At 68.6% G+C, this 25,578-nt stretch carries 23 protein-coding genes; 13 read left to right on the top strand and 10 right to left on the bottom strand.

All coding sequences use genetic code 11. From position 1 onward, the window contains the following. Positions 1-105: 105 nt before the first annotated feature. Positions 106-1,002 carry a 3-hydroxybutyryl-CoA dehydrogenase gene (locus C8K38_RS03110; protein WP_077040593.1) on the bottom strand — a complete coding sequence of 299 codons (897 nt, stop codon included), beginning with the start codon at positions 1,000-1,002 and terminating at the stop codon, positions 106-108. Between the two features lie 99 nt (positions 1,003-1,101). Continuing rightward, complete coding sequence (gene aceA, locus C8K38_RS03105; RefSeq protein WP_097210198.1) at positions 1,102-2,391, bottom strand: isocitrate lyase; 1,290 nt, start codon at positions 2,389-2,391, stop codon at positions 1,102-1,104. A 441-nt stretch (positions 2,392-2,832) separates the two neighbouring features. On the opposite strand from aceA, the gene C8K38_RS03095 reads away from it, so the two are divergent. Beyond that, positions 2,833-3,747 carry an MBL fold metallo-hydrolase gene (locus C8K38_RS03095; RefSeq protein ID WP_097210196.1) on the top strand — a complete coding sequence of 305 codons (915 nt, stop codon included), beginning with the start codon at positions 2,833-2,835 and terminating at the stop codon, positions 3,745-3,747. Between the two features lie 21 nt (positions 3,748-3,768). Here C8K38_RS03095 and C8K38_RS03090 read toward each other — a convergent pair whose 3' ends face one another. From C8K38_RS03090 to C8K38_RS03075, 4 genes are all read right to left on the bottom strand, one after another. Further along, positions 3,769-4,485: an enoyl-CoA hydratase/isomerase family protein gene (locus C8K38_RS03090; RefSeq protein ID WP_097210344.1), complete on the bottom strand. Its 717-nt coding sequence runs from the start codon at positions 4,483-4,485 to the stop codon at positions 3,769-3,771. 39 nt (positions 4,486-4,524) lie between these two features. Next, complete coding sequence (locus tag C8K38_RS03085; RefSeq protein WP_097210195.1) at positions 4,525-5,709, bottom strand: MFS transporter; 1,185 nt, start codon at positions 5,707-5,709, stop codon at positions 4,525-4,527. Continuing rightward, positions 5,710-6,942 (bottom strand): cytochrome P450, encoded by a 1,233-nt coding sequence (locus C8K38_RS03080; RefSeq protein WP_097210194.1) that lies wholly within the window; start codon positions 6,940-6,942, stop codon positions 5,710-5,712. A gap of 440 nt (positions 6,943-7,382) precedes the next feature. Beyond that, the gene (locus C8K38_RS03075; RefSeq protein WP_257017030.1) at positions 7,383-8,060 is read right to left on the bottom strand and encodes a hypothetical protein; all 678 of its coding nucleotides are present in this window, start codon (positions 8,058-8,060) and stop codon (positions 7,383-7,385) included. Positions 8,061-8,174: 114 nt separating this feature from the next. Between C8K38_RS03075 and ramB the strand changes: the two genes are divergently transcribed. From ramB to C8K38_RS03025, 10 genes are all read left to right on the top strand, one after another. Further along, on the top strand, positions 8,175-9,587 hold the full coding sequence (gene ramB, locus C8K38_RS03070; protein WP_097210193.1) for an acetate metabolism transcriptional regulator RamB: 1,413 nt from the start codon (positions 8,175-8,177) through the stop codon (positions 9,585-9,587). A 331-nt stretch (positions 9,588-9,918) separates the two neighbouring features. Beyond that, on the top strand, positions 9,919-11,193 hold the full coding sequence (gene urtA, locus C8K38_RS03065) for an urea ABC transporter substrate-binding protein (protein ID WP_097210192.1): 1,275 nt from the start codon (positions 9,919-9,921) through the stop codon (positions 11,191-11,193). A gap of 48 nt (positions 11,194-11,241) precedes the next feature. Further along, on the top strand, positions 11,242-12,126 hold the full coding sequence (gene urtB / locus C8K38_RS03060; RefSeq protein WP_097210191.1) for an urea ABC transporter permease subunit UrtB: 885 nt from the start codon (positions 11,242-11,244) through the stop codon (positions 12,124-12,126). Then, positions 12,123-13,223 (top strand): urea ABC transporter permease subunit UrtC, encoded by a 1,101-nt coding sequence (gene urtC, locus C8K38_RS03055; RefSeq protein ID WP_097210190.1) that lies wholly within the window; start codon positions 12,123-12,125, stop codon positions 13,221-13,223. The genes urtB and urtC overlap by 4 nt, the downstream gene beginning before the upstream one ends. Then, on the top strand, positions 13,220-14,041 hold the full coding sequence (urtD, locus tag C8K38_RS03050) for an urea ABC transporter ATP-binding protein UrtD (protein ID WP_097210189.1): 822 nt from the start codon (positions 13,220-13,222) through the stop codon (positions 14,039-14,041). Before urtC ends, urtD begins: the two co-directional genes overlap by 4 nt. Beyond that, complete coding sequence (urtE, locus tag C8K38_RS03045; protein ID WP_097210188.1) at positions 14,034-14,741, top strand: urea ABC transporter ATP-binding subunit UrtE; 708 nt, start codon at positions 14,034-14,036, stop codon at positions 14,739-14,741. The genes urtD and urtE overlap by 8 nt, the downstream gene beginning before the upstream one ends. 2 nt (positions 14,742-14,743) lie before the next feature. Further along, positions 14,744-15,454, top strand: coding sequence for a GntR family transcriptional regulator (locus C8K38_RS03040; protein WP_097210187.1), 711 nt, complete (start codon positions 14,744-14,746; stop codon positions 15,452-15,454). A gap of 161 nt (positions 15,455-15,615) precedes the next feature. Next, positions 15,616-16,497, top strand: coding sequence for an SDR family NAD(P)-dependent oxidoreductase (locus tag C8K38_RS03035; protein ID WP_097210342.1), 882 nt, complete (start codon positions 15,616-15,618; stop codon positions 16,495-16,497). Next, on the top strand, positions 16,494-17,033 hold the full coding sequence (locus C8K38_RS03030; RefSeq protein ID WP_097210186.1) for a carboxymuconolactone decarboxylase family protein: 540 nt from the start codon (positions 16,494-16,496) through the stop codon (positions 17,031-17,033). Before C8K38_RS03035 ends, C8K38_RS03030 begins: the two co-directional genes overlap by 4 nt. Before the next feature lie 166 nt (positions 17,034-17,199). Beyond that, a complete protein-coding gene (locus tag C8K38_RS03025) occupies positions 17,200-18,816 on the top strand; it encodes an MFS transporter (RefSeq protein ID WP_097210185.1) in 1,617 nt (538 codons plus the stop codon). Positions 18,817-18,859: 43 nt separating this feature from the next. Here the strand turns inward: C8K38_RS03025 and C8K38_RS03020 are convergent, their stop codons facing one another. Next, entirely contained in the window at positions 18,860-19,726 is an 867-nt protein-coding gene (locus C8K38_RS03020) for an SDR family oxidoreductase (RefSeq protein WP_097210341.1), read from the bottom strand. A gap of 135 nt (positions 19,727-19,861) precedes the next feature. Between C8K38_RS03020 and C8K38_RS03015 the strand changes: the two genes are divergently transcribed. After that, a complete protein-coding gene (locus C8K38_RS03015) occupies positions 19,862-20,260 on the top strand; it encodes a winged helix-turn-helix transcriptional regulator (RefSeq protein WP_077040576.1) in 399 nt (132 codons plus the stop codon). Positions 20,261-20,331: 71 nt separating this feature from the next. Here the strand turns inward: C8K38_RS03015 and lpdA are convergent, their stop codons facing one another. Beyond that, entirely contained in the window at positions 20,332-21,738 is a 1,407-nt protein-coding gene (gene lpdA / locus C8K38_RS03010) for a dihydrolipoyl dehydrogenase (RefSeq protein WP_077040575.1), read from the bottom strand. A gap of 253 nt (positions 21,739-21,991) precedes the next feature. Between lpdA and C8K38_RS03005 the strand changes: the two genes are divergently transcribed. After that, on the top strand, positions 21,992-23,020 hold the full coding sequence (locus C8K38_RS03005) for an alpha/beta hydrolase (protein WP_097210184.1): 1,029 nt from the start codon (positions 21,992-21,994) through the stop codon (positions 23,018-23,020). Between the two features lie 82 nt (positions 23,021-23,102). Here the strand turns inward: C8K38_RS03005 and C8K38_RS03000 are convergent, their stop codons facing one another. Together C8K38_RS03000 and C8K38_RS02995 are read right to left on the bottom strand one after the other, a co-directional pair. Then, positions 23,103-24,734, bottom strand: coding sequence for an acyl-CoA dehydrogenase family protein (locus tag C8K38_RS03000; RefSeq protein ID WP_097210183.1), 1,632 nt, complete (start codon positions 24,732-24,734; stop codon positions 23,103-23,105). Beyond that, positions 24,731-25,477 (bottom strand): PaaX family transcriptional regulator C-terminal domain-containing protein, encoded by a 747-nt coding sequence (locus tag C8K38_RS02995; RefSeq protein WP_097210182.1) that lies wholly within the window; start codon positions 25,475-25,477, stop codon positions 24,731-24,733. Before C8K38_RS02995 ends, C8K38_RS03000 begins: the two co-directional genes overlap by 4 nt. Between the last annotated feature and the right edge of the window lie 101 nt (positions 25,478-25,578).

The following is a 25,578-nucleotide window of genomic DNA, read 5'->3' as shown; positions in this document are numbered from 1 at the left end:
CGTGTCGACCTCTCCCTCGATGCGCTTCGCGCCCGTGCGCGATCGGTACCCCGGCAGGGGTGAAAATCGCGCACGGGCGCCGAAGGTGCGTACTGGTGAAGCTGGCTAGCTTGCTTTCTTCGTGCTCCGACCGTTCTCGCCGTACTCATAGAAGCCCGCGCCGGACTTCTTGCCGACGAGACCGGCCTCGACCATGCGCAGCAGCAGCGGCGGCGCCGAGTACAGCGGCTCCTTGAACTCCTCGTACATCGAGTCCGCGATCGACTTGACGGTGTCGAGGCCGACCAGGTCCGTCAGGGCCAGCGGGCCCATCGGGTGGTTGCAGCCGAGCACCATCGCGCGGTCCACGTCGTCCTTGGTCGCGAAACCGGACTCGACCATCCGGATCGCCGACAGCAGGTACGGCACGAGCAGCGCGTTGACGACGAAGCCGGAGCGGTCGGCCGAACGGACGACCTGCTTGCCGAGGACCTCGCTGGCGAACTGCTCGGCCCGCTCGGAGACCGCGGCGCTGGTCTTGAGGGTGGTGACCAGCTCGACGAGCGGGAGCACGGGCACCGGGTTGAAGAAGTGCATGCCGATCACGCGCTCGGGCGCCTTGGTCGCGATGCCCAGCTTCATGATCGGGATGGAGGAGGTGTTGGACGCCAGCACCGCGTTCGGGTCGGTGACGACCTGGTCGAGCTCGGCGAAGATCGCGCTCTTGACCTTCTCGTCCTCGAGGACGGCCTCCACGACGAGCTGCCGGTCGGCGAAGTCGCCGAGATCGGAGGTGAAGCGCAGCCGCCAGGCGGCCTGCTCCCGCTCGCGCTCGGTGATCTTGCCGCTGCTCACACCGCGGTCCAGCGACCGCAGGATGCGGGCGCGGCCGGCAGCCGCGAGCTCGCGGGTCTGCTCGAACACCAGAACATCGACATGTGCGCGGGCGCACACCTCGGCGATTCCGGCGCCCATGATGCCTGCGCCGATCACGCCGACGCGCTGAATCTTTTCGCTGGTCACGTCAGCTCCTCATCGTCTAGTGGAGTCGTCCGCACCGCGGGGCCCGGGCTGTGGGCCCCGCGGTGGGTGGGACGGGTGGTGCAGGTGAAGCGGGGGTTCCTAGTGGAACTGGCCCTCTTCGGTGGAGCCCTTCAGCGCCGCGGTGGACGTGTTGGGGTCGACCGTGGTGGCGATCTTGTCGAAGTAGCCGGCGCCGACCTCACGCTGGTGCTTGATGGCGGTGAAGCCACGCTCCTCGGCGGCCTTGAACTCGCGCTCCTGCAGGTCGACGAAGGCGGTCATGCCCTCACGGGCGTAGCCGTGGGCCAGGTCGAACATGCCGTAGTTGAGCGAGTGGAAGCCGGCCAGGGTGATGAACTGGAACTTGAAGCCCATCGCGCCGAGCTCCTTCTGGAACTTCGCGATGGTCGCGTCGTCCAGGTGCTGCTTCCAGTTGAAGGACGGGGAGCAGTTGTAGGCCAGCAGCTGGTCCGGGAACTCGCTGCGGACGGCCTCGGAGAACTTCTTGGCGACCTCGAGGTCCGGCACGCCGGTCTCCATCCAGATGAGGTCGGAGTACGGCGCGTAGGCCTTGGCGCGAGCGATGCAGGGCTCGATGCCGTTCTTGATGCCGTAGAAGCCCTCGGCCGTGCGGGTGCCGTCGAGGAACGGGCGGTCACGCTCGTCCACGTCGGAGGTGAGCAGGGTGGCGGCCTCGGCGTCGGTACGCGCGATGACGACGGTGGGGACGTCCGCGACGTCGGCCGCGAGACGCGCCGAGGTCAGGGTGCGGATGTGCTGCTGGGTCGGGATGAGCACCTTGCCACCGAGGTGGCCGCACTTCTTCTCCGACGCGAGCTGGTCCTCCCAGTGCGAGCCGGCGACGCCGGACGCGATCATGGCCTTCTGCAGCTCGTAGACGTTCAGCGCGCCACCGAAGCCGGCCTCGCCGTCCGCGACGATCGGGGCGAGCCAGTTCTCGACGGAGGTGTCGCCCTCGACCTTGGCGATCTCGTCGGCGCGCAGCAGCGCGTTGTTGATGCGACGGACGACCTGCGGCACCGAGTTGGCCGGGTAGAGGCTCTGGTCCGGGTAGGTGTGACCCGAGAGGTTCGCGTCACCGGCGACCTGCCAGCCGGAGAGGTAGATGGCCTTGAGGCCGGCGCGCACCTGCTGCACTGCCTGGTTGCCGGTGAGGGCACCGAGGGAGTTGATGTAGTCCTCGTTGTTCACGAGGTCCCACAGGATCTCCGAGCCACGGCGGGCCAGGGTGGCCTCCTCGACGACGGAGCCCTGGAGCTTGACGACCTGCTCGGCCGTGTAGTTACGGGTGAGTCCCTTCCAGCGGGGATTGGTGTCCCAATCCTGCTGGATCTCAGCTGCGGTCTTCGGGGTGCCGGTGGTCGACATCGAGGCTCCACTCTCTTGTATCTGCTGGTCCGGTACGGATGTACTGCTTCACATCCTTGCCAGGCCCTTCGTATGTACTTAACGAGAGTGGCATACACAAAAACTGCCGTCTACCTGTTGCTAATGCCAATCTTGGCTAGGTTTTCAACCCGGGTTGCTAACTTTGCAAAGTTCATACCGGCCAAGCGAGCGCTTGGCTACCGGCAAGTAGGTTGGCGATCTACCGGCAAGTAGGTTCCGACCTGCGGATTGTTCGAGGCACGCGAACTGCCGCGGTCGCGCCGACATCCCGGCTCCGCGGAGGACCGCGCCGACGCCCGATCACGGTGGACCCGATCCGGCTGTGAGGGCAATCACGTCGCCCGAAGGTCGCCGAACGACTCGTTCCACCGTCGCGACGAGGTCCGCGACGGTGGCCACGCCTCCGGCTAACGTGCCGGCATGAGACTGCGGCTCGGACGCCCCGACATCAACCGGTACGCCGATCGATTCGATCTCACCCCGGCGACCGATGGGCTCGCGGTCACGTTTCTCGGCGTCGCGAGCCTGCTCCTCGACGACGGCTCGTCGGCGATCATGACCGACGGGTTCTTCACCAGGCCGGGCCTACCGAGGGTGTTACTGGGCAGGATCGCCCCCGACCCGGACCGGATCGACGCCGCACTCTCCATGGCGGCCGTCACCCGACTCGACGCGGTCATCCCGGTGCACACCCATTTCGACCACGCGCTGGACTCCGCGGCCGTCGCGGAGCGAACCGGCGGGCTGCTCGTCGGCGGCGAGTCCACCGCCTCGATCGGTCGTGGGCACGGGCTGCGGCCGGATCGCATCGCGGTCGTCGCCGAAGGGGCCTGCCTGCGGCTCGGGGGCTTCGAGGTCGCCATGGTCGCGTCACATCACTGCCCACCCGATCGCTTTCCCGGTGAGATCACGGAGCCGGTCGTTCCGCCGACGCGGGTGTCGGCGTACCGGTGTGGCGAGGCCTGGTCGATCGTCGTCGGCCACCCGGCCTCGGGGAGGTCACTGCTCGTGCAGGGCAGCGCGGGGTACGTGCGTGGCGCGCTGGCAGGCAGGCGGGCCGAGGTGGCCTACCTCGGGGTGGGTCAGCTCGGCATCCAGCCGGAGGAGTACATCGAGGAGTACTGGCGGGAGACCGTCCGCGAGGTCGGCGCCAGGCGCGCAGTGCTGATCCACTGGGACGACTTCTCCCGGCCGCTGTCCGAACCGTTGCGCGCGCTCCCCTACGCGGGCGACGACCTCGACCGCACGATGACGGTGCTCACCAGGCTTGCCGACGCGGACGGCGTGGCGCTGAGCTTCCCGACCGTCTTCGCCCGCGAGAATCCCTGGGCCTGACCGCCGGCCACCGCTCGGTGGTCACCCTTGCGCCGTCACCGCCGCTTCCTGCGTCTCCAGGCTGGCCGACGGGGTGCGAAGGGCGGCCACGGCGCCCGCGTACAGCGAGCCCTTGATCTCGCCGAGCGTGCGCCCGCGGGTGTGCACCAGTCCCTGAGCACGGCCGACCGCCTTGGCGAGCACGTCGTCCCCGGCCGCGAGCTCGTCGACGAGTCCGTGGGCCAGCGCGTCGGTCCCGCCGTATCGGCGACCGCTCGTCAGCGCGGCGTGCACCGCCCGCGCAGGCAGCCGTGCGGTCAGCAATTCGAGGACCCCCGGCGTGTAGCTGATGCCGACCGTGATGCCCGGCAGACAGAAGAACCCGCGGTCACCGCGCATCACCTGATGGTCGTGCGCGGTGGCCAGGATCGCTCCACCGCCGAACGTGTGGCCCGGCATCGCGGCGACGGTCGCCATCGGAAAGGTCAACACCCGCGCGAAGAGCGCGTGCACACGATCCATGTACGAGTTGAGCTGCCCCAGGTTCTGCGCGACCCAGACGGTGTCGAGGCCGGTGGAATAGAACTTCCCGACCCCGGTGGTCACCAGGGCGGCCGGGCCCTGACTCGCCTCGACCTCGTCCAGCAGCGCCTCGGCCTCGTCGAGCCATCGCGGATTGAACGCGTTCTCCTCGTCTCGTTCACCCTCGGTTCCGAGGTAGAGGACGAACACGTCTCCCGAGCGCTCCATGTAAGGCATGGCGAGACGATAGCCCCCGATCGCGGACACCGCCTGACGTCAGACCGTGCTCCGTACCGGCAGAGCCTGCGCGGGCGCCGAAACCCGCATGACACCGACGGCCGTGATGGCCGCACTCGCCGCGGCCGCGAGCCCCGCGGTCACCGCCGGGCCGAGCGGCGCCTGCAGCGCGCCTGCGACCATGAAACCGATCGGCATGCATACATTGGCGAGGGTCGCACCCAGTCCGGCGACGCGTCCGAGCATCGCTTCGGGCACCTGGGTCGCCACGAGGACATCCGCCCAGACGCTGCCCAATCGAATCGCGGCGCCGACGAGGAGCGCCACCCCTGCCATGACCGCAAACGGCGGAAAGAGGCTCAGCGCCACCAGGCCGATGCAGATCGCCCCCTGCGCCAGCAACGCCGACTGCGCTGCGCGAGAGGGAATCCGCCGTCCCAGCAGCCTCGTTGCGACGATGCCGCCGAGCGCGAACAGGGCCATGAGATAACCCTGGGCGCCCGCGAACCATCGATCGCCCGACCCCGCGTTCACGATCAGGAGCCAGGCCGGGACCGGGAGCGCTGTTTGTGCCGCCGACACCAGGATCACGGTCCGCAGCCACTGGCTGTCCCTGATGAATCGGAAACCCGCGCGCGTGTCCTGGACCAGCCCCGTGGGGGCGTCGGTTCGCGTCGGACTCGGAGCGAGCGCACCTGCGGCAGTGGCACCCACCGCAACGGCCGCGACAAGAAGAAATGCCGACACGGTGGGTCCGGTGGCCGAGATGAGCAGAGCCGCGGCCGCGGGCGACACCACCTGCACGGTGAGGCTCAGCGAATGCCAGGTCGCCAGCTGACCGGCCCGATCGTCGCGTGGAACCGAAAGATAGACCGCGGTTGCCGCGGCAGGCTGCGACAGCCCGCTACACACGCCCAGCGCGATCATCACGAGCAGAATGTGCAGCCCGCCTGCGAGCGCGGGAAGTACGGCAATCAGCGCGCAACGACCGGCATAGGTCGAAAGAATGATCGCCCGTTTGTCGAGCCTGTCCGCCAACGTGCCTGCAATGATCCCCGCTCCTAGGATTCCGACGCATCGAGCGCCGAACGCCAACGCAAGGAGCGCCGCATCTCCCCCGGCCGAAACGACCAGCGCCGCCGTTGTCACCACGATGGCGGAATCTGCGACGGGGCCGGCGAGAAGGAAAGCGAACCCCAGCCTGGACCGGAGTTGTCCGCGCATTCACGTGCCTTCCGGGAGGTAAAACCTCATCGAGAATCCTTCGGGGGTGAGGGTTCTGCGCTCGTTCACCTTCAGTTCGGCGCCCGACAGCTGAATTCGCATCGTGGAATTTCGGACGATCTCACCCAACACGGTCGACATCTCCCGCTCCGCGAACTTCGCGCCAACACACCATCGCGGCCCACCGCCGAATGGTATGAACTCGCCGCGCTCCGGCGCGGCGTCGATCCACCGCTCGGGCCTGAAGTCGCCACCGGTCGACGCGAAGGTGGGCGATACCCGGTGGGTGACCCAGCTGGACACCATCACCACGCTGCCCGCCTTCATTTCCCAGTCCCCGAAAGGGATGTCCTCGGCCGCGTCACGGCCCAACATCCACGAGGGCGGCCACAGGCGGAGCGTCTCCGACACCACGCGCGTGAGCGCGCCTGCGCCGCCCTCACCCCGCAGCTGCTCCTGGAGGGCGCTCCGCGCCCCGAGCTCGACCATCCCCCACAGGATGGCCGACGCCGGCACGCCGTGCGCAGCAAGGAGTGTCGAAATAATCATCTGCACAACATCTTTGAGCGGGAGGTCTGCCTGTCGCAGGTCATCACACAATCCGTCCGATCCGGGCGCCAGCGCCAGTTTCGCCACCGCCGATTCGAGAGTGCGCAACGCCCTGCGGACCCGCAGATCGGACGGCCGCCAGCGCAACCATCGGGGGAGGACGAAGGGACTCGCCGTGATCGGGAAGAGCGCGTCGAGAAGTTCTTGTGCGAGAGCAGGAATCTCGTCAGCGTTTCGAGTTCCAAAGCAGTACCGGGTGATAGACGTGGACGTGAGGATCTGCAAGGTGTCGATCAGCTCTCGATCGCCGACCGCCCTGCCCAACCAACTCCCGACGATCGCGTTTGTGTCATGTGCGAGTTCGACCTGGTGGTCCTCGAGACGCTGGCGCGATGCCAACGCCGCGGAGGCCGCCTTGCGTGACTTCATCCACCGCTGCACCGATTCGGATCCGAGGTCGCCCGACACCTTGCTTCTGAGAAAATTCTGGGTCGACAAGAACTTGCGATTCGACCCGACGAGTACGTCGTGTACCTCACGATGACCCGACACGAGGAAAGTTCCCGGCCAGAGTTCGACTATCGGACCGAGCGCCGCGGCGTCGAGCAGAAAGGCCAGCCGCCCGCGATCGTACGTCTCCGCCAGCCCGGCTCGCGATGTACCGAGGATTGGTGGCCGTGCCATTTACATCTCCTAATGAAAGTGCGGGCGGTCAAATCGAATTCGACCGCCCGCACTGTTGACCATTGTCAGGACCATTCGTACATGCCCGGCGCTTTTCGCGGCACAAAGCCGACGAGAGCGGCGACGGTGAACTTGATTCGACGCATTTCCTTACCTCCTTTCCGTTCTCGAAGTGACATGAACAAGATTGAGCCATCGGCGCGGGGACCAGAAGACACCCAAGGTGTCGGATCTACCCACCCATCACCGGGCTAGTTCGGGCGCCTCGAGGGGTCGTTCGGTGAACTACGCGAGAATGGTCGGCGCTTCACCGCGAGTTCTGAAGGTAGAGAACGGAATCCGCGCACGGCAACGAGCCCGCGCGGCATCGGCGTCCGGGCGGGAGGGTCAGGGAAAGCGGGCGTGGGTGCGACCGAGTGGTCGCCGAGCGGAGGGGCGGACTACGGCGCCCTGTGCCCGAAGGTCAACGCCACGTCCCACGGCGCGACGCCCCAGGACTCGATGGCGGTCACCGCGAAGATCCCCGCGGCCTCGATGGTGTCCTCGGAGGTGGGCGAGGACACCGACGTTCCCGGCCTGCCGTCGTCAGGCACCTCCGGCCAGACCCCGGTGTCCCGCGGCACCGGCGCCGTCTCGATCACCGCCACCCGCTCCCCCTCGTCGTCGACGATCCCGAAGAAGCAGTACGGCTCGGGCGGCGCATCCCAGCCGCCGAGTTCCACCACCCAGTACTCGCCGCGCTCGACGGCGGACGCCGCGGCGGCGGCCAGGAACTGATCGAGGTCGGTCCAGGGGTTGCTCTCGGGGCGGACGGGGTCGCCCAGCCGGAACGCCCGGGTCTGAGCGTCCTCCTCGGATCCTGGGGACCCGTCCTGCACCAGCAGGGTGCCCGCCGCGGCGTCGAGGAGCACCGTCTCACGGAAGCGGTCGTCCGGCACGGAGGTACGAGCGATGAGCCCGCGCCCCAGCAGGTCACTGAGCCCGTCCGGGTCGTCGACGCTCCACAGCCTGGTCCCCTCCTCGGTCCACGTGCGCAGCAGCCCGCCCGAGACGGGGCTGAGCATCGCGGTGGCCAGGCTCGCCCCGACCTCGAGGCCTGCGGGCTGATCGTTCGTCATCGGCCCAGTGTCCCAGCGCGCCGCGTCGCCTCCTGCCCCGCGTGCCCCCTCGCGCGGAGCTAATCCTGCGAACCCATTGTTGCCAACCCCCGACACCCCTCGTAACCTGGAGAAATGGCGAAGACCTATGTCGGCGCGCGACTGCGTCAGCTACGCACCGAGCGGGCCATGAGCCAGGCCGCCCTGGCCCAGACGCTGGAGATCTCGGCGAGCTACCTCAACCAGATCGAGCACGACGTGCGGCCGCTCACCGTGCCCGTGCTGCTGCGGATCACCGAGGTCTTCGGGGTGGACACCACCTTCTTCTCGTCGCAGGACGACACCCGGCTGATCGCCGAGCTGCGGGAGGTCGCGCTCGACCAGGAGATGGGTATCGACTCGGATGCACAGGAGATCGCGGAGATGGTGTCCGCGCACCCGAGCCTGGCCAAGGCCATCGTGAACATGCACCGTCGCTACCGCAACACCACCGCGCAGCTGGCCGCGGCAACCGAGGACCGGTACAGCGACGGCAGCGGTAGCGGGTCGATCACGATGCCGCACGAGGAGGTGCGGGACTACTTCTATCAACGGCAGAACTACCTGCACGAGCTGGACACCGCCGCCGAGGAGCTCACCTCCCGGATGCGTTTCCACCGCGGCGACGTCGCAGGTGAGATCGCCAGGCGGCTCGAGAACGTCCACGACGTGCAGATCGTGCAGCGCATCGACCTCGGCGAGGGTGTGCTGCACCGCTACGACCCCGAGTCCCGCGTGCTGGAGATCTCCCCGCACCTGTCCGGCGGGCAGAAGGTGTTCAAGTTCGCCGCCGAGCTGGCCTACCTCGAGTGCGGGGATCTGCTGAACAAGATGGTCGACGAGGGGAACTTCACCTCGGAGTCGTCCCGATCGCTCGCCATCCTCGGGCTGGCCAACTACTTCGCCGCGGCAACCGTGCTGCCGTACACCCAGTTCCACGACATCGCCGAGGAATTCCGCTACGACATCGAGCGGTTGTCCGCCTTCTTCTCCCAGAGCTACGAGACCATCTGCCACCGGCTCTCCACCCTGCAGCGCCCGAAGCTCCGCGGCGTGCCGTTCTCCTTCGTCCGGGTCGACCGGGCGGGCAACATGTCGAAGCGGCAGTCCGCCACCGGCTTCCATTTCTCCTCCAGCGGCGGCACCTGCCCCCTGTGGAACGTGTACGAGACGTTCGGGTACCCCGGCAAGATCATGACCCAGATCGCGCAGATGCCGGACGGCCGCAGCTACCTGTGGGTGGCGCGGACCGTCGAGCGCAGAGCGGCCCGATACGGCCAGCCGGGCAAGACCTTTGCCATCGGCCTCGGCTGCGAGCTCCGGCACGCGCACCGCACCGTCTACGCGGATGGCCTCGACCTGGACAACCAGGCGGCTGCCACCCCGATCGGCGCCGGCTGCCGGGTGTGCGAGCGAATGAACTGCCCGCAGCGCGCCTTCCCCCCGCTCGGCAAGGAACTCGACATCAACGAGCACCGCAGCTCGGTGTCGCCGTACCTCATCCGCTGACTCCCGGCCAGCCCACCATCTCGACTGCCTCCCCTCACCGCCGCCGCCCGCCGAGTGTGCAGTCGTCGGCGGCGCACTCGGCCGATGCCCCGGAAACTGCACACTCGGTGACGCCCCAAGCCGGCGAAACCGCTGCTCGGGCAGACCTGTTCACCTGCCGGTAATCCGGGACACAAACAAGTCACGCAGTGACATTCAGGCGCAACAACGCGCCCATATCGTCTGCGCTCACACGAATACAGCCCTGTATACGCATCGCGGATACAGGGCGTGTTCGGTGTGCGGCGCGCGCTGTCCGGCGGCCGCCTCCCCGACGAAGGAAAGGCTGTACATGTCCGTTTCTCGTAGGACCACGATCTCCAAGCGCGCCCTCGTTGCCCCGGCGGCCCTGGCCGCGGTCGGCCTGGTGCTCAGCGCGTGCGGCAGCAAGGCGGGCGACGAGACCGCCGCGTCCGGCACCACCGAATCGTGTGTGAACACCTCCGGCGACACCATCAAGGTGGGCTCGCTGAACTCGCTGTCCGGCACCATGGCGATCTCGGAGGTCACCGTCCGTGACTCCATCGCACTCGCCGTCGAGGAGATCAACAACTCCGGTGGCGTGCTGGGCAAGAAGATCGAGATCGTCGCCGAGGACGGCGCCTCCGAGCCGACGGTCTTCGCGGAGAAGGCCGAGAAGCTGATCAGCAGTGACTGTGTCGCAGCGGTTTTCGGCGGCTGGACCTCCTCGAGCCGTAAGGCCATGCTGCCCGTGTTCGAGGACAAGAACTCGCTCCTCTACTACCCCGTCCAGTACGAGGGCCTCGAGGACTCCAAGAACATCTTCTACACCGGCGCCACCACCAACCAGCAGATCATCCCGGCCCTGGACTACCTGAAGGAGAAGGGCGTGAAGTCGCTCTACCTGGTCGGTAGCGACTACGTGTTCCCGCAGACCGCGAACCGCGAGATCAAGGCCTACGCCGCCGCCAACGGCATCGAGATCAAGGGCGAGGACTACACGCCGCTCGGCTCCACCGACTTCTCCACCATCGTCAACAAGGTCCGGTCCGCGGACGCCGACGCCGTGTTCAACACGCTCAACGGCGACTCCAACGTCGCCTTCTTCCGCGAGTACACCAACGCCGGCCTCAAGGCCGCCGACATGCCCGTCGTCTCGGTCTCCATCGCCGAGGAGGAGGTGGCCGGCATCGGCGCGCAGAACATCGCGGGCCAGCTCACCGCGTGGAACTACTACCAGACCATCGACAGCCCGGAGAACAAGAAGTTCGTCGACGCCTACAAGGCCAAGTACGGCGCCACCAAGCCCACCTCGGATCCGATGGAGGCGGCCTACACCTCCGTCTACCTGTGGAAGAACACGGTGGAGAAGGCCAACTCCTTCGCCGTCGAGGACATCCAGAACGCCTCTGACGGAGTCACTTTCAACGCTCCCGAGGGACTCGTGACGATCGACGGCGACAACCACCACATCACCAAGACCGCCCGCATCGGAGAGATCCGGCCCGACGGCCTCATCTACACCGTCTGGGACTCGGGCAGCCCGATCGCCCCCGACCCGTACCTGACCAGCTACTCCTGGGCCGAGAGCCTGGCCAGCAAGTAGCCGACCCGAGCAGCCGACGACAGAGAGTAGAGAGGACGGGCATTCGACATGGATGTCGTGATCGGACAGTTGTTCACCGGCCTGAGTATCGGGTCGATCCTGCTGCTGGCAGCGCTGGGACTGTCACTGACCTTTGGCCAGATGGGCGTCATCAACATGGCCCACGGTGAATTCATCATGGCCGGGTCGTACACCGCCTACGTTGTGCAACAGGTGTTCTCGACGGCGGGGTCGTCCCTGCTGATCTCTCTGCTCGTCGGTTTCTTCGTCGGAGGGGCCATGGGGGTGCTGCTCGAGGTGACCCTCGTGCAGCGGATGTACCACCGCCCGCTCGACACCCTGCTGGTGACGTTCGGCGTTGGCCTGATCCTGCAGCAGCTCGCCCGCGACATCTTCGGGGCACCCGCCGTCAACGTGGTCGCCCCGGAGTGGCTCTCCGGCGGTGTCGACATCCTCGGCGCCGTCGTCCCGAAGACCCGCATCTTCATCCTGGTGCTCGCCGTCGTCTGCGTCGCGGTGCTCTCCGTCGCACTCAAGACCACCCCGATGGGGCGCCGGATCCGGGCCGTCGTACAGAACCGCGACCTCGCCGAGACGAGCGGAATCTCCAGCCGCAGAACCGATATCACCACCTTCTTCATCGGCTCGGGCCTGGCGGGCGTCGCCGGTGTGGCGTTGACCCTGATCGGCTCGACCAGCTCCACGGTCGGCCAGTACTACCTCATCGACGCGTTCCTGGTCGTGGTGGTCGGCGGCCTCGGACAGATCAAGGGCGCGGTGATCGCGGCGTTCGCCCTCGGCATCCTCAACTCCTACATCGAGTACTCGACGACCGCCTCGATCGCGAAGGTCATCCTGTTCGTGATCATCGTCGTCTTCCTCCAGGTGCGCCCGCAGGGCCTGTTCGCCGTGAAGACAAGGAGTCTCGTATGACCGGCATGCTCACCCGCTGGCGGCCGCTCGCCGGATTCGGTCTCGCCGCTCTGGTGCTGTTCGGCCTCGCTCCGGCTGTGCTCAGCGACTTCCGGCTGAACCTGCTCGGCAAGTTCCTCTGCTTCGCCATCGTCGCCGTCGGGATCGGATTGGCCTGGGGCCGAGGCGGAATGCTCACCCTCGGCCAGGGCGTCTTCTTCGGACTCGGCGCCTACATGATGGCCATGCACCTCAAGATCGCGGACGCCGAGCTCAAGGGCAACGACGTGCCCGACTTCATGCAGATCGCGGGGATCAGCGAGCTGCCCGGCTACTGGACGCCGTTCACCTCGCCGTTCGTCACCATCCTCGCGATCCTCGTGGTGCCCGCACTGGTCGCCTTCGTGCTCGGCCTCGGCGTGTTCAAGCGCCGGGTCAAGGGCGCCTACTTCGCCATCCTGTCGCAGGCGCTCGCAGCCGCCTTCGCGATTCTGCTGGTCGGCCAGCAAACGATCGGAGGCAGCAACGGGCTCAACAGGTTCCGTACCTTCTTCGGCTTCAACCTCAACGACCCCGCGAACAAGCGGATGCTGTTCTTCATCGCCGCCGGTGTGCTGCTCCTGGTCGTCGCGCTGACCCGGCAGCTGATGTACAGCCGCTACGGCGAACTGCTGGTCGCGGTCCGGGACCAGGAGGAGCGGGTCCGGTTCCTCGGCTACGACCCGGCGAACATCAAGGTCGTCTCGTACGTGGTCGCGGCCTTCTTCGCCGGCATCGCCGGGGCCCTGTTCGTCCCCATCGTCGGCATCATCTCCCCCGCCGACGTCGGTATCGTCCCCTCGATCGCGTTCCTCATCGGCGTCGCGATCGGCGGCCGCGCCACCCTGCTCGGTCCGGTGCTCGGCGCCATCGGCGTCGCATGGGCGCAGTCCACCCTGTCCGAGAACTTCCCCTCCGGCTGGATCTACGCCCAGGGCTTGCTGTTCATCGTGGTGGTCGGCTTCTTCCCCGCGGGCGTCGCCGGACTGATCGAGCTGATCCGGCGCCGAAAGCCGCGCGCCGACGCCCCCCGTGACGAGACCCCCGATGCCCTTCCCGAACTCGAGGTGGCCCGATGACCAACGCGACAGCTCCCGTGTTCGGCGGCAACGCCGGAATGTCCAGCCAGTACCTCGAGGTCCGGGACCTGCGGGTGACGTTCGACGGGTTCACCGCCGTCGACGGGGTGGACCTGACCCTGATGCAGGGCGACCTGCGCTTCCTCATCGGCCCCAACGGCGCGGGCAAGACCACCCTGGTCGACGCGATCACCGGCCTGGTGCCCGCGACCGGCTCGGTCGCCAAGTCGGGCGTGGAACTGATCGGCAAGAAGGTGCACAAGATCGCCCGGCTCGGCGTCGGCCGAACCTTCCAGACCGCAAGCGTTTTCGAGCAGCTCAGCGTCCTGCAGAACCTTGACATCGCAGCGGGCGCGGGTCGCTCCGCGCTGACCCTGCTCCGTCGCCGCGGCTCCGTCAGCCCGCAGATCGAGGAGGCGCTCGAGATCACCGGCCTCGGCCACCTGCGCGACAAGCCTGCGGGCATCCTCGCGCACGGGCAGAAGCAGTGGCTCGAGATCGGCATGCTGCTGGTGCAGAACGCCGACGTGCTGCTGCTCGACGAACCCGTCGCGGGTATGAGTCACGACGAACGCGAGGAGACCGGAAACCTGCTGCGGCGCATCGGCGGTGAGCGAACGGTTGTCGTCGTCGAGCACGACATGGACTTCATGCGCGCGTTCGCCACCTCCGTCACCGTGCTGCACGCGGGCAAGGTCCTCGCCGAGGGCACGGTGGAGGAGGTCCAGGCCGACCCGAAGGTGCAGCAGGTCTACCTCGGCACCGCCTCCGCCGCCGAGCCCGAGCCCACCGCCACGAAGGAGACCGAGAATGCTTGAGCTGAGGGACGTTCGCGCCGGCTACGGGCGCACCGAGGTCATCCACGGCGTGACCGTCGAGGTGCCGGCCGACGGGGTGGCCGCGGTGATGGGACACAACGGGGCAGGCAAGACCACCCTGCTCCGGTCCGCGGTCGGGCTGCTGAAGATCAACTCGGGCCAGGTGCTGTTCGACGGCGAGGACGTCAGCAAGCTGCGCCCCAGCGCAAGGGTGGCCCGAGGCCTGGCCTATGTCCCGCAGGGACAGCAGTCCTTCGGGCAGCTCACCACCGCGGAGAACCTGCAGGTCGTGGCCGACGGTCGCAAGCGGGGACGGGCGCTGATCGACGAATCACTCGACCTGTTTCCCGCCCTCAAGGGCCTGCTCACGCGGCGGGCCGGGCTGCTCTCCGGCGGCCAGCGCCAGCAGCTCGCGATCGCCCGCGCCCTGATCACCGAGCCCCGGATGCTCATCCTGGACGAACCGACCGAGGGCATCCAGCCGTCCGTGGTCGCCGAGATCGAGAGCACCATCGTCGAGCTCACCGGCCGTGGCGGTCTCGGTGTGCTGCTGGTGGAACAGCACATCGGCTTCGCCCTGCAGGCGGCGCAGAGCTACTACGTGCTCGAATCCGGACGGATCACCTCGACCGGCGAGGGCGGCCGCGGCGTCCGTTCGCCAGGCGCGGAGTCCGCAGTCCGCGCGGCGATGGCCATCTGACCATGGCCGCGAGATCGCGGGCGCGTCAGGAACATTCACACCTGGGAGAGCAGGTGTACCGGGCGCTCCGCGATGACCTGGTCTGTGGGCGGTTCAGCCCGCTCGACCGCCTGGGCGAGGAGCGCCTCGCCGAGCTGTACGGCGTCTCCCGCACCCCCGTGCGGGAGGCACTGGCCAGGTTGCTGTCGGAGGAGCTCGTCGCCCGCGAGGACGGCGGGCTGTTCCCGTACCGGCCGAGGTTCGAGGACCTGCACGGGCTGTACGAGCTCCGGATGACCGTCGAGCTGAGGGGCATCGACCGGGTCATCGAGGACCGCAGGCTCGAACACGCGCAGGACATCCTGCGCGCCGAGCTCGAGCGCTGGATCCGGATGCGGGCGGAACCACCGGCGTCGGGCCCGGACTTCATCGCGAGCGACGAGGCCTTCCACACCGCGCTGCTGCGGGCCTCGGGCAATCCGGCACTGAGCGAGGCGCTCGACTCGGTGCACAGCAAACTGCGCCCGGTGCGCCGGCTGGACCCATGGACCCCCGAACGCGTCCGCGCCACCATCGACTCGCACCTGAAGATCGTGCGCGGCCTGCTCGCCGGGGACCTGGGGCCCGCGGCCGGGGAGCTGCACCTGCACCTGATCCGGTCCAGGGACCTGGTCGTCGAGCGCACCGGCCAGGCGGTGGCCAGCTCCGCGATGGCCCGCGCGATCCGCGAGTAGCCGCCCGCGAGCGTGCACCTACGATCGCCCGCTCCCGGGCGATGCCCCGACACCTGCACACTCGGCGGGACCGGCCGGACCGCGAATGTCCGCCGCTCGCGGGGACGTCCGGTGTAGCGTTTTACTACCGTTGAGTAAGGACACAGAGGGTGTGGAACGCGATGGCAAGAAGTCTCGAGGAGGGGCTGGCTGGGCGCCGCGTCCTGATCACCGGCGCGGCAAGGAGCATCGGGGCCGCCCTCGCCAAGCGGCTGCACGCCCACGGCGCGAAGGTCGGCCTGCTGGGACTCGAGCGTGAACTGCTCGAGCAGGTGGCGACGGCATGCGGGAACGCGCCGTGGCGCTACTGCGACGTGCGCGACCACACCCAGGTCGACGCGGCCGTCGCCGGGATCGTCGACGAACTGGGCGGGCTCGACGTGGTGATCGCCAACGCCGGTGTGGGGGCGCAGCTGCCGATGCTCGGCGGCGACCCGGCCGTCATGCAGCGCATCGTCGACGTCAACCTGATGGGCACCTACTACACCCTGCGCGCGGCGGGCGAGCATATCGGACACCGCGACGGGTACGCGCTGATCATCACCTCCGGGGCCGTCGGGGCACAGCTCCCCCTGCTCGGGGCGTACAGCGCGACGGCGGCCGCGGCGGAGGCGCTCGGCAACACTCTGCGGGTGGAGATGCGCCACCTCGGTACCCGCGTCGGCGTCGGATATCTGGGTGAGATCGACACCGACATGATCTCGATCGGCTTCGACACGGCCGCCGCGGACAAGATCAAGTGGTCGGGCATGTTCACCGCGATGTCTCCGCTCGAGGTCGCGATCACCGCCTTCGAGAAGGGAATTGCCCGGCGCCGCAAGCGGATCTACGCGCCGGGCTGGGTCGGCGGGCTGCTGCACTGCCGGATGGCGGCGCAGCGGATCGTCGAGCTCCGGCCGCAGCCGCACATGGCGCAGGCGCTGGCCATCGCGCGGACCGAGCACACCAGATACACCACCGCGCAACCCGAGCTGCCGCTCCGTCTCTCGGACAGCGCCCGGTGAGCGCGCGGATCACCCCGGGCCGGCTGCGCCAGCTCGGGCCGATCAACTGGGTGGTGTGGCGGGTGCTGTCGACGGTCTCGGGCACCCCTGACGCGCAGCTGTTCAGCACGCTCGGCCGCACCAAGGGCACCTTCCGGGGCTGGCTGCACTTCGGCGCGGGACTGATGCCGGGCGGCCGGATCTCCCGGCACGAGACCGAGCTGATCATCTTGCGCGTCGCGCACCTGCGCGGCTGCGACTACGAGATGGACCACCACATCCGGCTGGGCACGCGGGCCGGGGTGACCCCCGAGCTGCTCGACCGGGTGCTGGCCGGGCCGGAGGCACCCGGCTGGAGCAATCGGCAGCGGGCGATGCTGGCGGCGGTCGACACGCTGGTCGCCACGAAGGACCTCGACGACGCGCACTGGTCGGCGCTGGCCGCGCATCTCGACGAGCGCCGGATGATCGAGTTCCTCCTGCTGGTCGGCCAGTACGACATGCTCGCCACCACGATCGGCACGCTGCGCCTGGACCGGGACACCTTCCGCCGGTAGTCCCGCAGTGTTCACACCCGCGTGCCCAGGGCAAGCCCGGACGGCCCCGATGTGACGATGACAACCCGACCAGCCGTTTTCATTGACCGTCGATTGCGGCCGTCGGTAGCGTCCGGCCTCTTGGGCCGAGACGCGAGTCCGTGCCTCCTGACGGCGGGAATTCAGCATGTCCACTGGCACACGGGACCTCGACGACGACGTCGCGGGATCCGCGATCACCGACAACCCGAACCACGAACGGCGCTGGCTGGTGCTGTGCATCGTCGCGCTCGCGCAGCTCACCGTGGTCCTCGACGGCACCATCGTCTCGATCGCGCTGCCCGACGCCCAGGTCGAGCTGGGCATCAGCGACTCCGACCGCCAGTGGGTGGTCACGGCGTACGCGCTCGCGTTCGGCGCGCTGCTGCTGCTCGGCGGCCGCGTCGCCGACTACTGGGGGCGCAAGCGCTCGTTCATGGTCGGCATGGCCGGCTTCGCGATCGCGTCCGCGATCGGCGGCTTCGCCCAGAACGGAATGCAGCTGTTCACCGCCCGCGCCCTGCAGGGCGTGTTCGCGGCGCTGCTCGCCCCTGCCGCGCTGGCCATCCTCACCACCACCTTCATCGGCGAGAAGGAACGTGCCAAGGCCTTCGCCGTGTTCGGCGCGATCTCCGGCGGCGGCGCCGCCATCGGCCTGCTGCTCGGCGGCTTCCTCACCCAGTACGTCGACTGGCGCTGGTGCCTGCTGGTGAACATCCCCGTCGCGATCTTCGCGATCGCCGTCACCGCGCCGATCGTCCGGGAGACCAAGGCGCACGGCGATACCAGCTACGACATCCCCGGCACCGTGCTCATCGCGATCGGCCTCGGCTCCCTGGTCTACGGCTTCACCCAGGCGGAGAAGCACGGCTGGGCCTCCACGCAGACCGTCGGGTTCATCGGGCTCGGGTTGGCCGCGCTTGCGGCCTTCGTGCTGGTCGAGAAGCGCTCGAAGAACCCGTTGTTGCCGCTGTCGGTGCCGTGGCACCGCGACCGCGGCGCCGCGTTCATCGGCTCGATGCTGGTGGGTTCCGCGCTGCTCGGCGGCACCCTGTACCTGACCTTCTACCTCCAGATCGTGCTCGGCTTCAGCCCGGTGGCCGCCGGCTTCGGCTCGCTGCCGATGGCGATCTTCATCGTGATGGCCGCGGGCATCTCGGCCAACCTGAGCACCAAGATCGGGCCGAAGCCGCTGATGATCGCGGGTCCGCTGATCGCGGCGATCGGGCTGACGCTGCTGACGCAGATCGGGGTGGAGACCTCGTACTGGACTCACGTCTTCCCCGGGCTGGCGACCTTCGGGTTCGGCCTGGGCCTGCTGATGGTGCCGATGCAGAACCTGTCGCTGATCGGCGTCAAGGATCACGACGCCGGGGCGGCGAGCGCGCTGGCCAACGCCACCATCCAGATCGGCGGGGCGCTCGGCACCGCGCTGTTCACCACGATCTACGTCTCCGCGAAGTCCGCGTGGAGCGCCGCCAATGCCGCCCCGACCGCGCCCGCGGGCGTACCCGCGAGCGCGATCCCGGCGGACCTGGCCACGGCCGTGCCGCCGACCGCGGAGGAACTGGCGGTGCTGCCGGCCTCGGTGCAGGAGTTCATCGGCTCGCTCAAGGAATACGCGTTCACCGCGGAGGTCTCCGGCTACGCGCACGTCTTCGGCTGGGCAGCTGCGCTGATCGCGGTGATCACGCCGCTGGTGGTCGTGCTGGTCCGCGCGAAGAAGGGCGATCTGCCCGACGAGGCGCCTGTCGGGATGCACTAGGCGGCTGCGCCGCCTGTGCGCGGTTGACGAGTGCAGGGACTCGTCAACCGCGCACGGGCGCGGAGCGCCTCAGCACCTCGGCGACCGGGGTGGACGAGCGGCCGATCAGCGTCTGCAGGTCGCCGCTGGTGGTGTCCAACGCCCCGGCCTTGATGCCTGCGTCCGAGTTCGCGAGCATCCCCGCGTAGACCGCGGGCAGGCCTGCGCTCTCGAGGACGGCACCGAACTGGTCCTCCGAGAGATCCTGGTAGACAACGGTCTTGCCGGCCGCGTCGGAGATCTTCGCGGCCAGCTCGGCGAGGGTCAGGCGCTCGTCGCCGCCGAGCTCGTACACCTTGCCTGCCTGGCCGTCCGCGAGCAGCACGACGGCCGCGGCCTCGGCATAGTCGGCCCTGGCGGCGGCCGCGACCCGGCCGTCGCCCGCGGCTCCGGCCAGCACCCCGCGCTCGATCGTGCCCGCGAGGTCGGTGGTGTAGTTCTCCCAGTACCAGCCGTTGCGGAGCAGGGCGTGCTCGATACCCGAGGCGGCCATGACCTCCTCGGTGGCCTTGTGCTCCTGCGCCAGGGTCAGCGCGCTGTTCGCGGCGTCGAGCACGGAGGTGTAGGCGACGAACGCCACGCCCGCGGTCTTGGCCGCCTCGATGACGTTGGTGTGCTGCGGTAGCCGCTGACCGACCTCGCTGCTCGAGATCAGCAGCAGCTTGTCGACACCGGCAAGCGCGCTCTCGAGAGCCGCCCGGTCCGTGTAGTCGGCCGCACGCACCTGCACGCCCTTCGCGGCGAGGTCGGCGGCCTTGCCCGGGTCGCGGACCACGGCGACCAGGTCGCCCGCGTCGGCTCCGCGCGCCAGCAGGGATTCGACGACGAGGCGGCCGAGGTGTCCGGTGGCGCCGGTGATGGCGATGGTCATGTGCACTCCTGGGTGTCGCGAGTCAGTTGAGTTGACGCTTCAAACAAACCGTCCGCGTCCATCATGCACTTATTTTCAGTAAGTGCAACCGATAGTGTTAGCGCTGCGGTATCGGTGGGTAGTAATCTGGCGTCCATGACCGCCCCCGACCTGCCGCGCCCTGCCGACGCGGACCCGAGCCTGGAATCCGACGTGTTCGCCCGTGGCTGCACCTCGCGCCCGGTTCTCCAGGACATCACCGGACGGTGGGGAACGCTCGCCCTGGCGGCCCTGGCCGAGGGCCCGTTCCGCTTCAGCGCGTTGCGGCGACGCGTGGACGGGGTCAGCGAGCGGATGCTCTCCCAGACGCTGCAGGCGCTCGAGCGGGACGGCCTGGTGCTCCGCGAGGTCCTCGGGACCATTCCCCCGAAGGTCGAGTACAGCCTCACCGACCTCGGCGCCGAGGTCGCGGCGCAGCTGACCAGCCTGATCCACCTGGTCGAAACCCGGATGCCGACGATCACCGAGGCGCAGGCGCACTACGACGCCCGCTGACCCGCTCCGGCCGAAACGACAGAGGGGGCGTCCGGCACACGGCCGGACGCCCCCTCTGGGTCGGAGCTGGGTCAGAAGTTGATCATGTGTCCCGCGAGGCCGTGGATGGCCTCCTGCAGGGCCTCGCTCAGCGTCGGGTGCGTGTGCACGTTGCGCGCGAGCTCGTTGACCGTCAGGTCCCACTTCTGGGCGAGGGTCAGCTCGGGCAGCAGCTCGGACACGTCTGGGCCGATCAGGTGGCCGCCGAGCAGCTCGCCGTACTTGGTGTCGGCGATGAGCTTGACGAAGCCGTTCGGGTCGGCCAGGCCGTGGGCCTTGCCGTTGGCGGTGAACGGGAAGGTCGCGACCTTGATGTCGTACCCCTCCGCCTTGGCCTGCTCCTCGGTGAGACCGAAGCTGGCCACCTGCGGCTGGCAGAACGTGGCGCGCGGCATCATCCGGTAGTCGCCCAGCTCGAGGGTCTCGGCGTTGCCGATCGTCTCGGCCGCGACCACACCCTGCGCCTCGGCGACGTGGGCGAGCTGCAGCTTCGCGGTGACGTCACCGATGGCGTAGATGCCGGGCACGTTGGTGCGCATCCGCTCGTCGATGGCGATGGCGCCGCGGTCGGTGAGCGCGACACCGGTGCTCTCGAGGCCGTAGCCGGTGACGTTCGGCGCGAAGCCGATCGCCTGCAGCACCTTGTCCACGACGACGGTCTCGACCTCGTCGCTGCCGTTCTTGGCCATGGTGACGGTGACGCCCGCCGCGCCGTTGTCGGTGACCGACTGCACGCCGGTCGAGGTCTTGATCTCGATGCCGTACTTCTTGTAGCGCTTCGCGATCTCCTTGGAGACGTCCGCGTCCTCCATCGGCAGTGCGCGGTCGAGGAACTCGACGATCGTCACCTTCACGCCGTAGTTGTGCAGGACGTAGGCGAACTCCATGCCGATCGCGCCCGCGCCGACGATGAGGATCGAGCCGGGCAGCTCGCTGGTGAGGATCTGCTCCTCGTAGGTCACCACGTTCGCGCTGACGGCGGTGCCGGGCAGCATCCGGGTGGTGGTGCCGGTCGCGATGATGACGTTGTCGAACGTGACGGTCTCGGTGGTCCCGTCGGACTTGGCCACCGAGATGGTCTTGGCGTCGGTGAAGGTGCCGCGACCGTCGTACTCGGTGATCTTGTTCTTCTTCATCAGGAAGTGCACGCCCTTGACGCGGCCGTCCGCGACCGAGCGGCTCCGCGTGAAGGCGGCCCCGAAGTCGAAGCTCACATCTCCCGAGATGCCAAAGGTCTTGGCCTCGTTGTGGAAGATGTGGGCGAGTTCCGCGTTGCGGAGCAGCGCCTTGGAGGGGATGCAGCCCACGTTCAGGCAGACACCGCCCCAGTACTTCTCTTCGATGATGGCGGTTTTCAGTCCGAGTTGTGCCGCGCGGATAGCAGCGACGTACCCACCGGGACCGGCCCCGAGAACAACGACGTCATAGTGTGAGGTCACGATTGCCCAGGGTAGACCCGCGACGATTCGCTGTCCCGCCATGGTCTGGTTACCCATCGGTAGCAGGCCGGGAATCCCCCCGAGATCCGCCCTACCTGCGAATTCACTCGGTGCGGTGGCTGGCGACCTGACCCCTCGGGTAAAAATGGAGATGGCCCCGTCCGACGTGGCCAGGTGAACGACGTCCGATTTACCCGAATCGCGTAACGCCCGAGTTCGGTGAACCGACGAATCAACAGTGAAGGTTTCTCGCATGCGTCCTCAGACATCCCGCCGCGGCCGCCTCGTCGCGGCGGCGATCGCGCTCACCGTGTTGCCGATGCTGGTGAGCCCGGCCCTCGCGCCCGCGGCGCCGGCCACCGCGCAGTCGGAGTCCGGATCGAAGCTCGAGCGGATCGAGAAGAACTCCGACCGCAAGGTGACCGCATACGTGTACTCGGCGGCGATGGACCAGGTGATCCCGGTCGAGGTGATCACCCCCGCCGACACCAGCGCGCCCCGCCCGAGCCTGTACCTGCTCAACGGCGCGGGCGGCGGCGAGGACCGCGCCACCTGGCAGAAGCAGACCGACGTGATGAGCTTCTTCGCCGACAAGAACGTCAACGTGGTCACCCCGATCGGCGGTGCCTTCAGCTACTACACCGACTGGCAGAAGGACGACCCGAAGCTGGGTCGCAACAAGTGGCAGACCTTCCTGACCAAGGAACTGCCGCCGATCATCGACGACGCCTTCGACACCACCGGCGTCAACTCGATCGCGGGCATCTCGATGGCGGGCACCTCGGTGCTCAACCTCGCGATCGCGGCCCCGCACCTGTACAAGAGCGTCGGCGCCTACAGCGGCTGCGCGGAGACCAGCACCGACGCTGGCAAGTTCTACGTCCGCACGGTCGTCGAGTCCCGCGGCGGCGCCGAGGCCACCAACATGTGGGGCCCGTACGACGGCCCGGGCTGGGCCGAGAACGACCCGGTCGTCAACGCCGAGAAGCTGCGCGGCATCAAGCTGTTCGTCTCCTCGTCGAGCGGCCTGCCCGGCGACCACGACAACCTGGCGAACCCCGCCGTCAACGGCAGGGTCGACACGCTGGCCAACCAGGTGATCGTCGGCGGCATGATCGAGGCCGCGGTCAACCAGTGCACGCACAACCTCCAGGGCAGGCTGGGCCAGCTGGGCATCCCGGCGACCTTCGACTTCCGCCCCGCGGGCACCCACTCCTGGGGTTACTGGCAGGACGACCTGCACGAGTCGTGGCCGATGCTCGCCGAGTCCATCGGCCTGTGACGCCCCGCGCCTGACCGAGAAAGGGCCCCGCACCGTGTGGTGCGGGGCCCTTTTCATGCGCTACGCGGCGCGCAGCTGCGGACTACGCGGGGGTGGGGACGACGCGCTCGATGATCGGCGCGAGGTCGAGGCCGGTGGGCAGGGTGCCGTAGACCGTGCCCCAGTCGCCGGCGAGGCGGGTGGCGAGGAAGGCATCGGCGACCGCCGGATTGCCCGACCGGACCAGCAGCGAGCCCTGCAGCGCCAGTGCCAGCCGGCCGACCACGACGCGGGAGCGGTACTCGAGGTCGGTGAGGTCGGTGAACTGCGCCTTCAGTGCGGCGACGTAGGCGTCGTACCGGGGGTCCGCCCCGGCCGCGGCGTCGAGCTCGTCGAAGAACACCCCGAGGACCTCGGGCTGCTTGGCCAGGGCGCGCAGGGTGTCCAGGGCGGCGACGTTGCCGCTGCCCTCCCAGATCGATCCGAGGGGGGCCTCGCGGTAGAGCCGCGGCATCCCGGACTCCTCGATGAAACCGTTGCCGCCCAGGCATTCCAACGCCTCCGCGGCGTGGCCCGGACCGCGCTTGCAGACGTAGTACTTCGACACGGCCAGGCCGAGGCGGCGCAGCAGTGCGGCACGCTGGTCGCCCCGGAGTGCGGCATCGGTCTGCGAGGCCAGCCACAGCGCGACCGTGGTGGACGCCTCCGCCTCGACGGCGAGGTCGGCGATCACGTTGCGCATCAACGGCTTGTCGATCAGCAGGCCACCGAACGCGCTGCGATGCGCGGCGTGGTGGGCGGCCTGCCCCACCGCCTCGCGCATCAGTGCCGCGGCGCCGAGCGTGCAGTCCAGGCGGGTCATGTTGACCATCTCGATGATGGTCCGCACCCCACGCCCCTCCTCGCCGAGCCGCCACCCGATGGCGTTGTCGTACTCGACCTCGCTGCTGGCGTTGGACCGGTTGCCCAGCTTGTCCTTGAGTCGTTGCAGCGCAATGGTGTTCATGCTGCCGTCCGGCAGCACCCGCGGCAGCACGAAGCAGGTCAGCCCGCCCGGCGCCTGCGCGAGGGTGAGCAGGATGTCCGACATCGGCGCCGAGGTGAACCACTTGTGCCCGACGATCCGGTAGCTGCCGTCCTGATGCGGAGTGGCGGTGGTGGTGTTGGCCCGGACGTCCGAGCCGCCCTGCTTCTCGGTCATCGACATGCCGGCGATCAGACCCCGCTTGAGCGCGGTCGGGGCGACGGACGGGTCGTACTGGTCGTTGGCGAGCAGCGGCTCGAACTCGGATGACAGCTTCTCGTCCGCCCGAAGCGCCGGGACGGCGGCATAGGTCATCGAGATGGGGCAGCCGTGTCCGGCGTCGGTCACCTGCCAGGCGGTGAACTTCGCGGCCCGGATCAGGTGTGCGTTGTCGCGCTTGTCGCGCCACGGTGCGCCGTGCAGACCGAACCCGATCGCGTGCCGCATCAGGTCGTGATAGGCCGGGTCGTAGTCGACCCGGTCGACCCGGTTTCCGTAGCGGTCGTGCGTGCGCAGGATCGGCGGGTGCGCCTCGGCGCGGTCGCCGAGTTCCTTGGCGTACGCGCTGCCCGCGAGGGTGCCGACCTCGTGGACCTCGGCAAGCGCGTCGGCGGCGCCCGCGGCGGTCAGGATCTCGTCGAACAGCGGGTGCCCGGCGGTGTCGTAATCCACCAGCGGCGGAACCTGGTTGGTCACCTCGTGTGTCTTCACAGCTTGCCCCTCACTTCCTCGCGCATGGCCAGTTCGGCGAACTGGGTGCGGTAATCGTCATAGGCCCAACGCAATTCGTCGGCGGGCCAGTTCTCGGGGAGCAGCTCGTCTGGCAGTGCCGGGTCGGTGCGCAGGTGCCGCACGGCCGCGGCCGCGGCCATGAACCGCTCCTGGGACTGCCCCGGCACCGACAGGGCGCCGAGGATGAGCCCGGCCTCGGCAGACCAGGCGTCGAGGTCCCACAGTTGCCCGATCAAGGCGCCGGGATCCTCGGGGACCGCGGCGAACCGGTGCACCTCGTCGAGCCGCGGCAGGTCGTGCCCGGTCAGGTTGGCCGGTCGCATCCACACCCCTTCCCGCAGCTCGGCGTACCGATGCTCGGCGAGGGTGGTGCGCAGCATGCCGCGCGCCCCGGCCTCCCGGCCGGACACCACGACGACCACCATGTCCCAGCGGCCGTCGAACGGGACCCGCCTCGGGTTGACCAGCGCCTCCTGCAGGGCCTGCCGCTCCAGGTGTCTGGCCCCGAGCAGGTACATCGAGTCCTTCGTGACCAGGTCGCCCGCCGCCACCATCCGCGACAGCGCGGCGCGCATGGTCGACGGCGCGACGCCGAACATCTCCCCGGTGCGGGCGATCTCGCGCGCCGACATCCGGGCCGGGCGCATGCCGAGGAGCAGGCTCAGCGCCACCGACCGTGCGGTCATCGGCGGCGTGAGCTCGACGAGCGTGCGGACCGGCATGGGACCTCCTCGCCGCTGTTGCAGAATCACAACAGCTGTCTCAAATGTGTAGCACTCCGAGGGGCGGATGGGAACCCCCGCCGACGCGCGGTCCCCTCCTG

Origin of the sequence: Rhodococcus sp. OK611, assembly GCF_003050885.1 — a bacterium.
In the GTDB taxonomy this organism is placed as follows: domain Bacteria; phylum Actinomycetota; class Actinomycetes; order Mycobacteriales; family Mycobacteriaceae; genus Rhodococcus_G; species Rhodococcus_G oryzae.
This window is presented reverse-complemented; position numbering and strand designations above follow the sequence as displayed.

Coding starts and splice junctions, on each gene's coding strand:
- aceA (WP_097210198.1), bottom strand. CDS start 2,391: ATGTCGACCACCGGCACCCCGAAGACCGCAGCTGAGATCCAGCAGGAT.
- C8K38_RS03095 (WP_097210196.1), top strand. CDS start 2,833: ATGAGACTGCGGCTCGGACGCCCCGACATCAACCGGTACGCCGATCGA.
- C8K38_RS03090 (WP_097210344.1), bottom strand. CDS start 4,485: ATGCCTTACATGGAGCGCTCGGGAGACGTGTTCGTCCTCTACCTCGGA.
- C8K38_RS03085 (WP_097210195.1), bottom strand. CDS start 5,709: ATGCGCGGACAACTCCGGTCCAGGCTGGGGTTCGCTTTCCTTCTCGCC.
- C8K38_RS03080 (WP_097210194.1), bottom strand. CDS start 6,942: ATGGCACGGCCACCAATCCTCGGTACATCGCGAGCCGGGCTGGCGGAG.
- C8K38_RS03075 (WP_257017030.1), bottom strand. CDS start 8,060: ATGACGAACGATCAGCCCGCAGGCCTCGAGGTCGGGGCGAGCCTGGCC.
- ramB (WP_097210193.1), top strand. CDS start 8,175: ATGGCGAAGACCTATGTCGGCGCGCGACTGCGTCAGCTACGCACCGAG.
- urtA (WP_097210192.1), top strand. CDS start 9,919: ATGTCCGTTTCTCGTAGGACCACGATCTCCAAGCGCGCCCTCGTTGCC.
- urtB (WP_097210191.1), top strand. CDS start 11,242: ATGGATGTCGTGATCGGACAGTTGTTCACCGGCCTGAGTATCGGGTCG.
- urtC (WP_097210190.1), top strand. CDS start 12,123: ATGACCGGCATGCTCACCCGCTGGCGGCCGCTCGCCGGATTCGGTCTC.
- urtD (WP_097210189.1), top strand. CDS start 13,220: ATGACCAACGCGACAGCTCCCGTGTTCGGCGGCAACGCCGGAATGTCC.
- urtE (WP_097210188.1), top strand. CDS start 14,034: ATGCTTGAGCTGAGGGACGTTCGCGCCGGCTACGGGCGCACCGAGGTC.
- C8K38_RS03040 (WP_097210187.1), top strand. CDS start 14,744: ATGGCCGCGAGATCGCGGGCGCGTCAGGAACATTCACACCTGGGAGAG.
- C8K38_RS03035 (WP_097210342.1), top strand. CDS start 15,616: ATGGCAAGAAGTCTCGAGGAGGGGCTGGCTGGGCGCCGCGTCCTGATC.
- C8K38_RS03025 (WP_097210185.1), top strand. CDS start 17,200: ATGTCCACTGGCACACGGGACCTCGACGACGACGTCGCGGGATCCGCG.
- C8K38_RS03020 (WP_097210341.1), bottom strand. CDS start 19,726: ATGACCATCGCCATCACCGGCGCCACCGGACACCTCGGCCGCCTCGTC.
- C8K38_RS03015 (WP_077040576.1), top strand. CDS start 19,862: ATGACCGCCCCCGACCTGCCGCGCCCTGCCGACGCGGACCCGAGCCTG.
- C8K38_RS03005 (WP_097210184.1), top strand. CDS start 21,992: ATGCGTCCTCAGACATCCCGCCGCGGCCGCCTCGTCGCGGCGGCGATC.
- C8K38_RS02995 (WP_097210182.1), bottom strand. CDS start 25,477: ATGCCGGTCCGCACGCTCGTCGAGCTCACGCCGCCGATGACCGCACGG.